At 69.3% G+C, this 14,974-nt stretch carries 11 protein-coding genes and 1 rRNA gene; 4 read left to right on the top strand and 8 right to left on the bottom strand.

Annotated features, from left to right (window positions below; translation table 11 throughout):
* Nucleotides 1–84 (top strand): 5S ribosomal RNA (rrf, locus tag ACWD0F_RS49395); the annotation flags it as partial.
* 25 nt (nt 85–109) lie between these two features.
* Here the strand turns inward: rrf and ACWD0F_RS49390 are convergent.
* The 3 genes from ACWD0F_RS49390 to ACWD0F_RS49380 form a co-directional block, all read right to left on the bottom strand.
* Nucleotides 110–1,009 carry an alpha/beta hydrolase family protein gene (locus ACWD0F_RS49390; RefSeq protein ID WP_449889731.1) on the bottom strand — a complete coding sequence of 300 codons (900 nt, stop codon included), beginning with the start codon at nt 1,007–1,009 and terminating at the stop codon, nt 110–112.
* A gap of 109 nt (nt 1,010–1,118) precedes the next feature.
* Nucleotides 1,119–1,667 (bottom strand): AAA family ATPase, encoded by a 549-nt coding sequence (locus ACWD0F_RS49385; RefSeq protein ID WP_449889730.1) that lies wholly within the window; start codon nt 1,665–1,667, stop codon nt 1,119–1,121.
* A 687-nt stretch (nt 1,668–2,354) separates the two neighbouring features.
* Nucleotides 2,355–3,119, bottom strand: coding sequence for a PhzF family phenazine biosynthesis protein (locus ACWD0F_RS49380; protein WP_449889729.1), 765 nt, complete (start codon nt 3,117–3,119; stop codon nt 2,355–2,357).
* Nucleotides 3,120–3,287: 168 nt separating this feature from the next.
* On the opposite strand from ACWD0F_RS49380, the gene ACWD0F_RS49375 reads away from it, so the two are divergent.
* Nucleotides 3,288–3,671: a cell division protein SepF gene (locus ACWD0F_RS49375; protein WP_449889727.1), complete on the top strand. Its 384-nt coding sequence runs from the start codon at nt 3,288–3,290 to the stop codon at nt 3,669–3,671.
* Between the two features lie 657 nt (nt 3,672–4,328).
* Here ACWD0F_RS49375 and ACWD0F_RS49370 read toward each other — a convergent pair.
* The 5 genes from ACWD0F_RS49370 to ACWD0F_RS49350 all read right to left on the bottom strand — a co-directional run bounded on the left by ACWD0F_RS49370 (nt 4,329) and on the right by ACWD0F_RS49350 (nt 11,663).
* Entirely contained in the window at nt 4,329–5,663 is a 1,335-nt protein-coding gene (locus ACWD0F_RS49370) for a hypothetical protein (RefSeq protein ID WP_449889725.1), read from the bottom strand.
* Nucleotides 5,664–5,782: 119 nt separating this feature from the next.
* Nucleotides 5,783–7,510 (bottom strand): arginine--tRNA ligase, encoded by a 1,728-nt coding sequence (gene argS, locus ACWD0F_RS49365; protein WP_449889723.1) that lies wholly within the window; start codon nt 7,508–7,510, stop codon nt 5,783–5,785.
* Complete coding sequence (locus ACWD0F_RS49360) at nt 7,507–9,789, bottom strand: HAD-IC family P-type ATPase (protein ID WP_449889721.1); 2,283 nt, start codon at nt 9,787–9,789, stop codon at nt 7,507–7,509. The genes argS and ACWD0F_RS49360 overlap by 4 nt, the downstream gene beginning before the upstream one ends.
* 88 nt (nt 9,790–9,877) lie before the next feature.
* Nucleotides 9,878–10,897: a phosphate acyltransferase PlsX gene (gene plsX, locus ACWD0F_RS49355; protein WP_449889719.1), complete on the bottom strand. Its 1,020-nt coding sequence runs from the start codon at nt 10,895–10,897 to the stop codon at nt 9,878–9,880.
* Nucleotides 10,898–11,105: 208 nt separating this feature from the next.
* Entirely contained in the window at nt 11,106–11,663 is a 558-nt protein-coding gene (locus ACWD0F_RS49350; RefSeq protein ID WP_449889718.1) for a DUF1707 SHOCT-like domain-containing protein, read from the bottom strand.
* Nucleotides 11,664–11,840: 177 nt separating this feature from the next.
* On the opposite strand from ACWD0F_RS49350, the gene ACWD0F_RS49345 reads away from it, so the two are divergent.
* Together ACWD0F_RS49345 and ACWD0F_RS49340 are read left to right on the top strand one after the other, a co-directional pair.
* Nucleotides 11,841–13,157 (top strand): KamA family radical SAM protein, encoded by a 1,317-nt coding sequence (locus ACWD0F_RS49345; protein WP_449889716.1) that lies wholly within the window; start codon nt 11,841–11,843, stop codon nt 13,155–13,157.
* A 476-nt stretch (nt 13,158–13,633) separates the two neighbouring features.
* Nucleotides 13,634–14,431: a hypothetical protein gene (locus ACWD0F_RS49340; protein WP_449889715.1), complete on the top strand. Its 798-nt coding sequence runs from the start codon at nt 13,634–13,636 to the stop codon at nt 14,429–14,431.
* Nucleotides 14,432–14,974: the final 543 nt, after the last annotated feature.

Raw genomic sequence — 14,974 nt, 5'->3', positions numbered from 1 at the left:
TACATTCCGAACCCGGAAGTTAAGCTTCCCAGCGCCGATGGTACTGCACTCGGGAGGGTGTGGGAGAGTAGGTCACCGCCGGACAATTTTTCTGGAAAGGGCTCGACGTTCACACGTCGGGCCCTTTCCGCATGCGCGCAGACAGGATGGGGCTCCACATACGGTGTGGGGCCCTTTTGCTTTTGCTTTTGCTTTTCCTTGGACAGGGCCCGCGCACCGCGCTGGGCCCTTTCTGTTTTCCGGGGGGAAGGGCTCTACGCACTGCGCGGGGCCCTTTCTGCGCCCACGAGGCCAGGAAGGGCGGCATGGAGCGCAGGTTGGCGTCGTGGTAGCTGAACAGGCCGTCGTCCAGGACCAAGGCGGCGGCGCGGTGCTCCACGGCGGCAGCGCGGGCAACGAGGAACCCGCCAAGGCTGTAGCCGTGCAGGATCATGCGATCGACGTCGATCTCGGGGCGGGTCAGCGCGTAGTCGACGACGGAGGTGATGACCGCTTCCCAGTCGGGGCGGAAGAACAGGTGCTGCTCGCGGAACTCGGCGCCCTGGCCGGGGCCGTCGTAGGCCAGGCAGATGTAGCCGCGGCGCAGCGCCGCGGCCGCGACGGCGAAGTATGCCTCCTCCAGGATGGAGTCGAAGCTGCTGGTGAACACCACGGTCAGGCGCGGGGTCCCGGTGTCGTCGACCAGTAACAGGTATCCCGGCAGGGTGGTGTTCTCGTACAGGATGGCGATGGTCTCGATCGGGGTGTCCATCAAGCCGGCTGCGGTGGCGAAGGTGTCGCGGGCGAGCGCGGACAGTTCTTTGGCATCGGGGTCGTTGAAAGGATCGTCGCGCAGGTAGAACTCGGCGGTGCGGTGGCAGTTGGAGGCACGCGGTAGCGCTTCGCGGGCGCTGATGCGGTGGCCTGCCGCCAGTGAGCGGGTGCCGAGTTCGTGCACCCGGGTAGCGGTGGCCTTCCACTCGCGGTGCCAGGCGGTCTCGTCCGCCTCGCCGATGGCCCGAGCGGTCACTTGGACTTCTCCCAGCTCGGCGCCGCCGTAGGTGGCGAAGCACGCGGTGCGCAGGGCTCCTTCCAGGGAGAGTTCGGTGTGCCTGGTCGGTGATGGTGGTGCGCTTGGATCAGGGGTTCGCAAGGCGGGAGATCGTGGTGCGGATCATGGTCACTCGTTCGGGCAGTGGCGCCGCCGGGATGTCGATGAGTTGGTAGCCGAAAGAGCGGTAGGTCTGCTCGTGGATGTGTTCGAAGGTGAGGGAGTCTTCGAAAGTGATTGTGCGGGCTGCGGTCGGTTCGCAGAAGCCGAGATTACGGATGAAGAACACGTGCCGGTCATAGATCTGCTCGCTCGTGATCCTTTCGATTTCGGCGGACAGGGCCGGGGGGATCGATAGCCCCAAATAGGTGCCGAGGGCGTGGGTGCAGACAGGCGAGCGGTCGAAGAACTGCACCTGCGGTGCATTGCGGATGGCCTGTTGTCGCCGTCGTTGCGCGGCCACGACTTCGTCGAGGAAGGACGGCCGGGTCCACGGCTCGGTGTCGCCGCCGGCCTGCTCGGCCGTGATGACCGCAGTGGCAGCCTCCTCGACCGTCGCGTATCCGAGGGTCGCGAGGTGGCGCAGGATGGTGGTCTTGCCGGCGCCTGGGGTGCCGGTGAGGATGTAGCGCTTCATCGTGTGGATCGCCTTTCCGGTTGCACGTGTATGACTTGGCTCGGCCGTGGAGCGCGGGATCTGGTGGTGGCGCCCACCCGTGCCTCGGGTGCGTCAGCGCGAGGTCGGGCAGGTCAAGAAGGCCGGTGCGCAACAGGAGGGCGCGGGCGAAGGCGGGAAGCCGATGGGCCCATCCCGGTCGGGGCAGGCACGCCGGGCGAAGATCGCCACCGGATGGTGGGAAGCAGCCGGGCGAAGCGGTCAGCCGGACGGTTGCAGCGGCTGGGCGAGGTGGGCAGCCTGGCGGAGGCGGCAACGAGGCGGCCAGCCGGACGGTGGGAAGCAGCCGGGTGAGGGGTCAGCCGGGTCGAGGCCGCGACTGGGCGAGGCTGGCAGCCGGGCGATGGGAAGTAGCCAGGTGGTGTGGGCAGCCGAGTGGTGGGAAGCAGTCGGGCGGAGGAAGTAATCGGGCGAGGGAGCAGCCGCATGAGGGAGAGGCCGTGGGATCGGCAGCACGTCTGCTTGATCGGGGGTGTGGCGGGTTCGCCTCGAAGGTACACCTGGCCGTCGAGCGGGGCCAGGGCGCCCTTGTGGTGATGCATGAGAACCGCGCTTGCCAGCTGTTACGACGAGTTGGCCCTGCTGCAATGTGGTCGCGGAGCCGATCGTCGCGGGTGGTGAACGGTCGATCCCTTTCGGGATCGCACTCTAGATTTCCAGGGTGCCCGACAGGATGGTTACAGCCCGGCCGGCGAGGTGTACCCGGTCGCCGTCGTGGGTCACGTGGACGAGTCCGCCTCTGGCCGAGAGTTGAGCGCCCGTCAGGGAGGCGCTGCCCAGGCGGGCCGACCAGTACGGGGCGAGGGCACAGTGGGCGGAGCCCGTGACCGGGTCCTCCGGTACGCCGACATTCGGGGCGAAGAAACGGGACACGAAGTCCGTCTCGGTGCCTTGTGCGGTGACGATGACACCTCTCGCGCCAACGGCGGCCAGCGCGTTGATATTGGGGGTCAGCGACCGTACCGTTTCCTCGGAGTCCAGCTCCACCAGCAGGTCAAGGTGGCTTTTTCCGACTTGCACCGGGGTGGCGCCGAGTGCTTTCTCCAAGCCTTCGGGAACGGGGACCCGCGTCACGTCCTTGGCCGGGAAATCCATTGTGATCATGTCGTCGGATCGGCGATTCACGGTAAGCGTGCCGCTGGCCGTGCGGAATTCGAGCTGCCCTGACGCCGCGCCCGTCGAATAGAGGACGTGGGCGGTCGCGAGCGTGGCGTGACCACAGAGAGTGACTTCGACCGCCGGCGTGAACCAGCGGAGGGAATCTTCTAGGAGGAAGGCGGTCTCAGAGAGGTTCATCTCGGTCGCTACGCTCTGCATCCACCGCTCGTTAGCCGGAGAGTCCAGCAGGCAGACCGCTGCGGGATTACCCTTGAAAACCGTGTCGGTGAAGGCGTCCACAGTGAAGAGGCGCATGTGGCCGATGCTATACGGGGGGCGGATATCCAGATGCAAGCGGGTTGCAAGCCGTACAAAATGGAATTAGGGCTGGGCGTGTCGCGTGGCGAATGCGGAATCGTCGGTTACCGTCCAATGTGTAGGGACGTGCCGATTACGGTGAGTTCCTGAGGAAAGGACAAGCCGATGGGGGCAGTGCGCAAGGTGGTGAGCTACCTTGGCCTGAGCGGGGTCGATCACTACGACGAGGGTTACGACGACGACGAGAACTACGAGGACGAGTACGTCCCCGCGACCGAGCGGGCTGCCAAGCGGTGGCGCGCGAACGTCGACTCGTCACGGATCGTGATGGTTCAGCCGCTCAAGTACAACGACGCACCGTTGATCGGTCGGCACTTCCGTGACGGCCAGACGGTGATCATGGACGTCACGGGCATGGCTATGCCTGAGGCGACCAGGATGGTCGACTTCGCCGCTGGGCTGGCATTCGGGTGTGAAGGGCGGATCGAGCGCATCGCCGAACGCGTCTTCCTGCTCGCGCCGGCTCACGTGGAGATCGAGACCAGCTGAGCGAGGATCGTCTCGAGGCCGGAGCCGTTCGTGCCGCGGTCTGAGGTAGGTCCTGTGCCAGGTTAGGTTACGCGTCGTTCTAGCCGGATGCGGTCGTCCCACCCAGCTACGGGTGGTTCGGGCCGGTCCGGGGTGCAAGTCCTAGTTCCGAAGGTTCCAACCGTTCAGCCCAAGCGCTCGGCCCAGCAGCTTGGCGCAGGCGGGCACTCCAGATGGTCATTTCCGGTCCAGGCTTCGGGCGTTCAAGACGTCGCACCGTCACCCCGAAGCCGGGACCAGGAGGCCCGCGGCCGGGGGCCAGGGGTTGGTGGCCAGGGGTTGGTGGCCAGTGCCGTGTCAGCGCAGTGCGAGTGGCCGGTTATCCGCAGGCTCGGCCGGAAATGGCCGATCGCCAAGAGGGCCGAAGCCGCTCAACCGCCGACAAGTCCGTTCCAGTGAGAGGCCGCGGGCTGCTCTGGCGTCTGCACGTGGTGAGCACGAGGCCCGGGGGTGCGTAGGTGTCGATGCCCCGTGAGCACGAGGCGCGGAGGAGCGTAGGTGTCGACGCCCCGTGAGCACGAGGCTCTGGAAGGCGTTCACGTGTCGGCATCCTGGGTGTAGGGCCCACGAGGCAAGTGCTGACAGTGTGTGATCGCTAGGGGGCTGGGCCGAGGGTGGTCAGGCGGCGCGCGGCCCCCGGCGGATGAGGCGGGCCAGCTCGGTCGCGTCCTCGGCGGCCTGCTTCGCGCGCGCGTCGGATTCGCGGGCGTAGGCGTGCATGGCCCACACCGCTCCCTCGGCCAGCTCCTTCAGCTCGCTGACCTGAGCGGCCACGTATTGGGCGTCGGCTTCGACGAGCTTGCGGCGCTGCCAGAGCTGCCAGCCGGCCAGGCCCATCATGGCCACTCCCGCCGCAGCCGGCAGGACGATGCCGGTGAACGCCGCGCCGAGCAGGCAGGCGACGCCCACCACGATGAGCACCATGGCGGCCCACGGGCGGCCGCGCGGCACGACGCCCTCCGTGAGGATGGCCTCCTCCGCCGTGGCCAGCGAGGACTCGTCTGGCCCCTCGGGGCGCAGGTGGATGCGGTGGCCGAGCAGGGGCACCGTGAGCGTGGCGGGCGGCGCCAGGCCGCTGTCGGCTTCGAGTTCTTCGGCCACGCCCCGCAGGATCGGCGCCGCCACGTGCAGAGCGATCGCCGCCAGGTGCGGGTCGGCGCCCGGACGCAGGTCGTCGAGCAGGTACGTGCTGAGCGAGGCCATCGGCCCGGCCGGACCGCTCAGGCCGATCAGTGAGCGGAGGACGGCGAGCGGCTCGTCCTCGGCCCAGGTGGTGGCGGGGCTGCCGGAGCTGTTGTCGAGCGGCGCGGCGGAGTCGTTCTCGGCCTGGCGCGTCGAGGTGATCTCCGCGCACCGCCCGCGCAGCCGCGCCAGCCGGGCGGCCGCCACGGCGGGCTTGGCCAGGTCCGGAATTTCGGCCATTTCCGGGAAGTCGGCCAGGGACGGCGGCACGACGACCGACGGCTCACCCGGGACGAGAGCCTGCACCCACTGCCCCGGGTCGGCATGCTCCTGCACGGCCAGCACGTCGAGCTTGCGCAGCACGAAGATCTTGCCGGCGGGGCCGTAGGCGCCTCTGGCGGCGGCCAGCCAGAGCGAGCGCTGGCCGTGGGTGACCGGCTGCTCGAATGACAACTCGCCGAAGGCCGTGCCCAGCCAGGAGGCGTGGATGCGGCTGCCCTGCCCGGACACGGCGAGGGCCAGGCAGAGGAAGAGCGCGGTCCGCTGCTGGTCGCGACCTGCCGCTCTGCTCAGCGGATCGAGTGGGTCGTCGCCGGTGAGGATGGCCACCAGTGCTTCGACGGCCGGGGGCAGCCAGTTGCCGGGTATGTCGCTGAAGCCCGGGGCGGCGGGAGGTGCGGTGTCCTTGGCGGCGAGGTGAGCCAGCAGCGCCTCGGCATAGCGGTGCAACTCCGTCGCCACGTGGGGGCTCGCAGTCAGGTCCGTGCTCAAGGCAGAGAACTCCCCCATTTCGGCCTCATTCATGACCGCGTAAAGCCTAACCGTTGGGGCGCGCCAACCGGGGGGAGGCGCGCCCATGACGGAACGGGAGACTTTGAGTCAACTGCCTGTTACATGCGCTCGGGGACAGGGACGCCCAGAAGGTCGAGGCCGGTCCGCAGCACGTGCTGGGTGAGCGCGCAGAGGGCCAGCCGCGACTGCCTCGTCTGCGCGGGCACGTCCGGCTTGAGCACGGGACACTGCTCGTAGAACGTGCTGAACAGGCTCGCGGTCTCGAACAGGAAGGCGCAGAGCCGGTGCGGCTCCGACTGGGCCGTCACCTGCTCGACGAGGGTGCCGAAACCCAGCAGGTGGAGGGCCAGCGCTCGCTCGGCGGGCTCGCCCGGCAGGATCGGCCCCGTGGCGGACGAGGGCTCGATCTCCGCCTTGCGGAAGATGGAGCCGATCCGCGCGGTCGCGTACTGCATGTAAGGGCCGGTGTTGCCGGTGAAGCCCAGCATGCGGTCGTAGTCGAAGACGTACTCGCTGTCGTGGCTGACCGACAGATCGGCATATTTGACCGCGCCCATGCCGACGGCGTGCGCGATCTCCTTCATGGTGGCCTCGTCGTAGCCCCGGTCGGCGATCGCCGCCGTGGCCCGGTCGACGGCCTCCTGCAGCAGCTCCATCAGCTTGACGGACTCGCCGGAGCGCGTCTTGAACCGGCGGCCGTCCTTGCCCAGCATCATGCCGATCTGGACGTGCTCGGCCGACACCGTGTCGGGCAGCCAGCCGGACATCTGCGCGGCGGCGAAGACCATCCGGAAGTGCAGCGCCTGGTCGGCGCCCACGACGTAGAGGATGCGGTCGGTCTTGAGGTCGTGGACGCGGTAGCGGATCGCCGCCATGTCGGTGGAGGCGTAACCGTAGCCGCCGTCGCTCTTCCTGATGATGAGCGGCAGCGGCTTGTCGTCGGAGCCGGTGAACCCGGGCGGGAACAGGCAGAGCGCGCCCTCGCTGTGCACCGCCACCCCGGAGGACTCCAGGTCGTCGCAGGTCTTCTCGAGCATGGGGTTGTACATGCTCTCGCCGGCGATGTCGGCGTCGGTCAGCGTCACGCCGAGCAGGGAGTAGACCTTGTTGAAGTAGCGGACGGTGGCGTCCATGAACACGTGCCAGAGCCGCATCGTGGCGGGGTCGCCCGACTGCAGCGTGGTCACCCGGACGCGGGCCCGCAGCTTGAAGTCTTCGTCGCCGTCGAACTTGGCCCGCGCCGCCTGGTAGAACTCCGTGCCCAGGCCGGCTTCGAGCTGCGCGACCGCGGCCTCCTCGCCGATGTCGAGCAGGTGCTCGATGAGCATGCCGAACGGCGTGCCCCAGTCGCCCAGGTGGTTCTGCCTGATCACGGTGTTGCCCAGGTGCTCGTGCAGGCGGGCCAGCGAGTCGCCGACGATCGTCGTGCGCAGGTGGCCGACGTGCATCTCCTTGGCCGCGTTGGGCGCGGAGTAGTCGATCACCACGGTCTGCGACGGCGTGATCGAGCCGACGCCGAGCCGCGGGTCGCTCCGCATGCGCTGCGCCTCGGTGGCGATCCACGAGTCGTCGAGGCTGATGTTGAGGAAGCCGGGGCCGCTGACCTCCACCGTGCCGGGAAAGTCCGACAGCTCCGCCTTGATGGCCTCGGCGACCTCCCGCGGGGACCGTCGCAGGCGCTTGGCCAGGCTCATCGCGACGTTCGCCTGGAAGTCGGCGAACTGGGACGGCCGGATCAGCGGATCTGCGTCGGCGTGCTCGGAGCCGAACGCGTGTGCCAGCGCCTGCTGGACGCGCTCGGTGAGCACTATCTGCGGGTCGGTCATGTTCTAAGAGTACCGGCGAGCTTGACCGCGATGCTGATCGCCGCGGCACCCACGATCGAGATGCCGACGGCGGTCAGATCCTTGCCGAGGTCGCCCGGTGCGAGCGCGAAGAAGGTCCGGACGAACGGCAGCGCCAGGCCGCCGGCGAACAGCGCCGCCATGGCGCCGACCAGAGCCACGCGCGACCAGGTGAGGGGTGCCGCGATCAGCACGAGCACCCACCAGGTGGTCAGGAAGAGCGTGATCACGGCCGACGTCTGGTCCTCGACGAGGCTGGAGGCGCCGTGGTGCGCGACGCGGAACGACAGCAGCACCGCCCCCGCGCACAACACCCCCGCGGGCACGGCGAAGCGCAACACCCGGCGGACGAACCCCGGCCGCGAGCGTTCGAGCGTGGGCGCGAGCGCGAGGAAGAGGGCGGGGATGCCGATGGTGAGGGCGTTCGTCAGGGTGGAGTGGCGGGGCGCGAACGGGAACATCACCCCGGCGACGCCGACGACCAGCGACAACACGATCGCGTAGAAGGTCTTGGTGAGGAACAGGTGGGAGACGCGTTCGATGTTGGCGAGCACCCGGCGGCCCTCGCTCATGACGTGCGGCAGCGCGGCGAACGTGTTGTCCAGCAGCACCACCTGCGCGACCGCCTTGGTGGCCGGGCTGCCCGTGCCCATCGCGATGCCCAGGTCGGCGTCCTTGAGCGCGAGTACGTCGTTGACGCCGTCGCCGGTCATGGCCACGGTGTGGCCGCGCGCCTGCAGCGCCGTGACGAACTGGCGCTTCTGCCGCGGGCTGACCCGGCCGAAGACGGTGTGGGTGTCGAGCAGCTCGCCGAGCCGCGCCTGGTCGTCGTCCAGCAGGGTCCTGGCGTCTATCGAACGGTCGCCGCCCGGGATCCCCAGGCTCGTGGCGATCGCCGAGACGGCGGCGGGGTTGTCGCCGGAGATGACCTTGATCGTCACGCCCTGCTCGGCGAAGTAGCGCAGGGTCTGCCGCGCGTCGGGTCTGACGCGCTGCTTGAACGTCACGAGCGCGACCGCCTCCATCGCCGCCTCCCCGCCGACCGCCTCCCCGCCGGGCGACGACAGACTGCCGGTACGGCACAACACCAGCACGCGGGCCCCATCGCCGGCCAGCCCGGCGGCCCTGTCGTAGCCGTCGCCGCCGTCGAGCAGCACGTCGGGGGCGCCCAGCACCCAGACGCCCCGCGCGCCGAAGTCGGCGCCGCTCCACTTGCGCGCCGAGGAGAACGGCACCGTCTCGCCGGCCGTCCACCCGTCACCTGTTTCGGGATAGCGGTCGCGGACGGCCTGGGCGGTGGCGTTCGGCCGGTGGTCGAGGTGCGCCAGGGCGGCCAGCGCGGCGTCGACCGGCTGGCCGTCGCGGAGCGGCAGCACCTGGTCGAGGTCCATCCCGCCGGCCGTGAGGGTGCCCGTCTTGTCGAGGCAGAGCACGTTCACCCGGGCCAGGCCCTCGATCGCGGGCAGCTCCTGCACCAGGCACCGGCGCCGGCCGAGGCGGACGACGCCGACGGCGAACGCGATCGAGGTCATCAGCACCAGACCCTCCGGGATCATGGTGACGATGCCGGCGACGGCGCCGGTCAGCGCGGTGCGGAAGTCGGCCGAGTTGTGCAGCTGGCTGTAGATCAGCAGAGCGCCGATCGGGATGACCAGCCAGGTGATGTACTTGATGAAGCGGGCCACGCCTTCGCGCAGCTCGGAGTGGGCGAGGTGAAACTTGCTGGCCTCTTCGGCGAGTTTGACGGCGTACGCGTCGGTGCCGACCTTCGTGGCCACGAACGCGCCCGAGCCCGCCACCGCGAAGCTGCCCGACAGGACCCGGTCACCCGGCCGCTTGTGCACGGGATCGGCCTCGCCGGTCAGCAGCGACTCGTCCACCTCCAGCCCGGCGGACTCGGTCACCTCGCCGTCGACCAGCAGGCGGTCACCGGGGCCGAGCAGGACCAGATCGCCCTGAACTACCCGCCGGGGCTCGACCAGCCGTTCCGCGCCGTCGCGCCGGACCCGGACCGGAGCCTCGTTGAGGACCGCGAGCTTGTCGAGGGTGCGCTTGGCCCGCAGCTCCTGGACGATGCCGATCAACGCGTTGGCCACGATGATCAGCCCGAACAGGCCGTCCTGCCACTCACCGAAGATCAGGATCAGCGCCCACAGCGCGCCGATGACCAGATTGAACAGGGTGAAGACGTTCGACCTGATGATCGCGCTCAGCGACCTGCTCGACCGCCGCGGAACCTCGTTGGCCTTCGCTCCCCTCACCTGCGTCGAAGTCAGCCCATGCGCCACCGAGGTGAGCCCGTCCACATAACCCCCTGTTTCTGTGGATCAGGTCTCACACCCTATGGGCTCACCACAGCCTGTGTGAGCGATGTGTGGCCGCGACTCTCTCGGCGATTCCGGACACGATGCCGTCCGACGTGAGGTCGGCCGCGAGCCGGCAGGCGGCGCTGATCGCCAGGGCCTTGGAGGAGCCGTGGGCGATCACCACGGTGCCGTTCAGGCCGAGCAGGACCGCGCCGCCGTACGCCTCGGCGTCGAGGCGGCGGCGCAACTCCCGCAGGCGCGAGCGCTGCATGGCGGCGCCGAGCCTGGCCAGCGCGCTCTCGCTGATCGTCTCCCGCAGCTCGCTGAACGCGTAGCGGACCGCGCCCTCCATGGTCTTCAACGCCACGTTGCCGGTGAACCCGTCGGTGGTGATCACGTCGACCTTGCCGGTCAGCAGGTCGTGGCCCTCGACGTTGCCGGCGAAGGCGAGGCCGGGGGAGCCCTCCAGCAGCTCGTGGGCGCGTTTGACCAGCTTGTTGCCCTTCTCCGCCTCGCTGCCGATGGTGAGCAGGCCGACCTTCGGGGCCTCGATGCCGTAGGCCAGCTCGGCGTAGGCCACGCCCAGGTGGGCGAACTGCACCAGCATCTCCGGCTTGCACTCGGCGTTGGCGCCCGCGTCGAGGAGCAGGGTCGGCCGGGGATGGGTGGGCAGGGCGACGGCTATGGCCGGTCTCAGCACCCCTTGCTGGGCTTTGAGGCGGAGCCTGCCGGTGGCCACGATGCCCGCCGTGGAGCCGGCCGACACGACCGCGCCGGCGTCGCCCCGGCGGACGAGGTGGCAGGCGATCGCGATGCTGGATCGGGGGCGGCGCAGGCTCGCCAGCGCGCCCTCGTCCATCGCCAGGGCCTCCTCGGCCCGGACGATCGGGACCTCCTTGGTGGCGTCGTGGTCGGCCAGTGCCTCATAGAGCACGCGCGGTGAGCCGACGAGCACGACGGACAGGCCGCGTTCGCGCACGGCGTGCACGGCGCCCGCCACGATCTCGTGCGGTGCGTGGTCGCCGCCCATGGCGTCGAGGGCGATGGGCCTGCTGTCGGACAATGCTCACCTCGTACGGCATCGAGCCCGCCGCCACGGCATTGGGCCGGAACGCGGGCTCGGTGTGTCCGCATCACAGGCAAGGCAGGTGTCAGGTTAACCGGCGGGTAGGCCCTGTTGGTTCCCTGGAGGGCGGGTTCCATTCCCGCTGCCCGGTGTTCGTGTTCGCCGGGCGGGCCCGCGAGGTGGCGGGTCGTGAATGAGGGGTCGGTCAGCGCAGGTTCCAGTCGTCGACGCCGCGGGTCACGATCACCTTGGAGAACGCGGACGTGCCCGTGATCCGGATCAACGGCCCATCCGCTTGGGACCCGCCGGTAACGTTGCGCTTGCCGAACATGGAGCTGCCCTCATCGATCACATGGGCGTCGTCGGGGACGCGTACGATCATCTTGCTGAACCACGCGTTCGTCTCGATGGTGATCTCGCGTCCGGGCAGGACCGCGTCCGACAGGTCGATGACGAGCGCCCCGAACCGGGCCGACAACCTGGTGTGCCGGGAGGCCACCCACCGGCCCTTCCGGACGATCTTGCTGAACTTCGAGTCGATGACCTGCTGCCCGATGGCGGCGGGCACCTGGGACGCGGACACCTCGGGCAGATCCCGGGTGATGGGGACGAGCTCGCCGACGGTCTTCGCCGTGTAGGCGACGTCGAGCCGGTCGGCGTGCTCGACGCTGGTGAGTCTTCCGGTGGCGAGTGCCTCGCCGAGCACCGCGGCGACGCGGTCGCGGTCGGCGTCGGAGGCGCGCTGGTCCGAATCGTTTGTCACGAAAAGTTAGTCTAGGCGGCTTCACGATATGTCGCGAGTGTCGCAAACCTCCAGGAAAACTTGGAGCCCAGCGGAACCAGTGACGCGCCTGACCACGTCCGGGTATTAAGGACCGTAGACGCGCGACAGGGTCGTGAGGTTTACACCCGATCGAACAAAAAAGATGGGAAAGGCCTAGTGATCTTGAACCAGGCTGGCACGCGGCGCTTCAAGGCGTTCACGTCCAAGCATCTCGACGAGCTCCTGCAGCGTGCGGGGCTTGGGAACGAGGAACGGCTGAAGGTCCGCGCCGTCGCCACGGTGCTGCCGTTCCGCACCAACGCCTATGTCGTCGATGAACTCATAGACTGGTCGGCCGCGCCCGACGACCCGATCTACCGGCTTGTCTTCCCTCAGGAGGACATGCTGCCCGCCACCGACGTCGCCAGACTGGCCGACCTGCTGAAGGCCGAGGCGCCGAACGCCGAGATCCAGGCAGAGGCCAACCGGGTGCGGGCACAGCTCAACCCGCATCCCGCGGGCCAGAAGGAGCTCAACGTCCCGAAGATGGACGATGAGCCGGTCCCCGGCATGCAGCACAAATACGGCGAGACGGTCCTGTTCTTCCCGAAGCAGGGGCAGACCTGCCACGCGTACTGCACCTACTGCTTCAGGTGGGCGCAGTTCGTCGGTGACGCGGACCTCAAGTTCGCCTCCGACGACATCGGCCAGCTGGTCGCCTACATCCGCGCGCACCCCGAGGTCACCAGCGTCCTGATCACCGGCGGCGATGCGATGATCATGGGCGAGACCGTCATCAGGCGCTACATCGAGCCACTGCTCGCGCTGGAGCAGCTCGAATCCATCAGGATCGGGACCAAGGCGCTGGCCTACTGGCCGCAGCGCTTCACCACCGACCCCGACGCGGACGCCACGCTCGGGCTGTTCGAGGAGGTGGTGAACGCCGGGAAGAACCTCGCGTTCATGGCGCACTTCACGCATCCGCGCGAGCTGGAGTCGCCGCTGGTGGAGTCGGCGGTCAAGCGCATCCTCGGCAGCGGGGCCACGATCAGGACGCAGGCGCCGGTGATCAAATCCATCAACGACGATCCCGCCGTGTGGTCGGACATGTGGCGGCGGCAGCACCGGATGGGGATGATCCCCTACTACATGTTCGTGGAGCGCGACACCGGGCCACAGGACTACTTCGCGGTTCCGCTGGCGCGCGCGTACGAGATCTTCAGGGACGCCTACTCCACCGTCTCGGGGCTCTGCCGCACGGTGCGCGGGCCGTCGATGTCGGCCACGCCGGGCAAGGTGTGCGTCGACGGCGTCACCGAGATCGCGGGGGAGCGGGTCTTCGTGCTCCACTTCATCCAGGCGCGTGACCCGTCACTGGTGGGGCGGCCGTTCTTCGCCCGCTACGACCCGGCCGCGGTATGGCTGACCGATCTGCGCCCGGCCTTCGCCGAGCGTTTCCCGTTCGAGCCGGCCGAAGCGCTGCTTCCGGTCTGAGCGCGGGCCGCGCCGCCCTTCCGAACGGTCACGCGCGTCCTCCGCGACCGGTAAATCTACGCCCCAGGCCCGTGACAATTGTTTTCGCGACCCTTTGTTCACGGGCCGCCGGGGTTCGTGTAAGCGCACCCGGCGAGTGCGCGCATTATTGGAAACAAGACCCGCCTATTTCCCGTTTTGTCTCCCCGCTCAACGCTCTCCCTTTACTCGGTAACCGAGCTGCAAACCCCTGCTACATGGGCATTCATGCGCCTGCGGCCACTCACAGCGAGTGATAGAACTGCTGGCGTAGCTCAGCCGTGACGGCACGCTTCGTGTGGTGCCCATAGCGCGCCCGCCACGGCATACGGGGGTTATCGATTCGCATTTCCACCGCATTCGAGAGCGATCGATCACGAGCCGGGAAGGCAATCATGAATCGAGTAGTCAAGACGGCTGTAGCCGTCACAGTATTCGGCTTGGCGGCGGCTTTGGCCGTGCCTGCTCAAGCGGAAGTCCAATACGACACCGCCAGGTACGCGCCTCAGGACGGAGGCGCCGGCGCGGCAGGCAGCCCGATCGGCAGCCTCCTCGGGGGCCTGATCGGCGGCGGCCTGCTCGGCGGGCTGCTCGGCGGCGGCAAGGCGAAGGCGGGCGCCCAGCCGGGCGCCCAGATGTCCGAGCTTGAGCGCGACCGCGCCAGCGAGGCCCAGCAGCGGGCCGGCCAGGGCCGCACGCCCAACGGGGCCGAGGACACCCTCAGCGGCGGCATGCCGATCCGGGAGGTCCAGCCGATCCTGGGCGGGTTCGGCCTCGGCCAGGCGCGCCTGGCCGAGTCGCTGCCGGTGCTGGGCTCGGCCCGCATGGCACAGCCCGCCGCGTCGTCCGGCAGCCTGCTGCCGGGGGCGGGTGCCAGTGTCGCCGGCACCAGCACCACCGCGACCAGGGTGATGTACGGCACCACCAAGGGCTTCGAGTCCCTCGCGGCCGAGACCACCATGGCCGGGCTGACCCAGGCCGCCAGGCACGCGCTGCCGAGCTCCGCGAGCGGCGAGCTGGCCCCGATGGTCGGCCGGGTCGCGCCGGTCGAGATGGCGCCCGTCGTCGAGGCGCTGCCCGGCACCACCCAGGTCGCCTCCATGGACGAGCTCGCTCCGCTCGTCGAGGACGGCTCCGGCTTCGTCGAGGCCAACGGGACCAGGGCCGTCGGCCGGTACAGCGACGTGCTGACCGCCCTCGGCTGGAGCACCGAGTCGCTGACCCGCAAGGTGCGGGGCTCCTGGGCACGCGACTAGGCGCGCCGGAGGCGCTGTAGAGCGCGGCCGGCCAGAGCCGGCATGACGGTTCGCGGGCGTCCTAGGTGCCGACGCCCGGGCACCGGCCATGACGGCGACGAGGCGGTCCCGTTCGCGCGCCCCATCCGTCTCGCAGGCGGAGTGTCATCCCTCGACCGGAGGCCCAGGCGGGTCTCTCTTCGGACGAGGCCCATCCGACCGGGACGTCGTCACACTGACGCGGCAGGCCGACGGAGCGCTCACAGGTGCCGAGCGCCCGGGGCACAGGCGGGTGGGGGCGAGGTCCCGCGTCAGCGGGTGGTCTCACAGACGGGCTCGGGCGGACGCGCCCGCGCCCGGGACGAGCTCGTCGCACCGCGCCGCCACTGCAGGGCGGCGGCGCGGCACGAGCCACACCGCCGGCCCGGCACGGGCCGGCGGTGTTTCCCCTTTTCGGGCCGATCTTTCACGTGGGGTCTAGGGCGGCGGCGTCACGTGCCCGCCACACCGCAGGCGCTCAGGGCGGCGGCGTCACGTGCAAGCCACCGCGGGCGCTCGGGGCGA

The organism is Nonomuraea sp. NPDC002799 (assembly GCF_053592075.1).
Note: the sequence above shows the minus strand (reverse complement) of the source record. Positions and strands in the feature narration are given on the sequence as shown.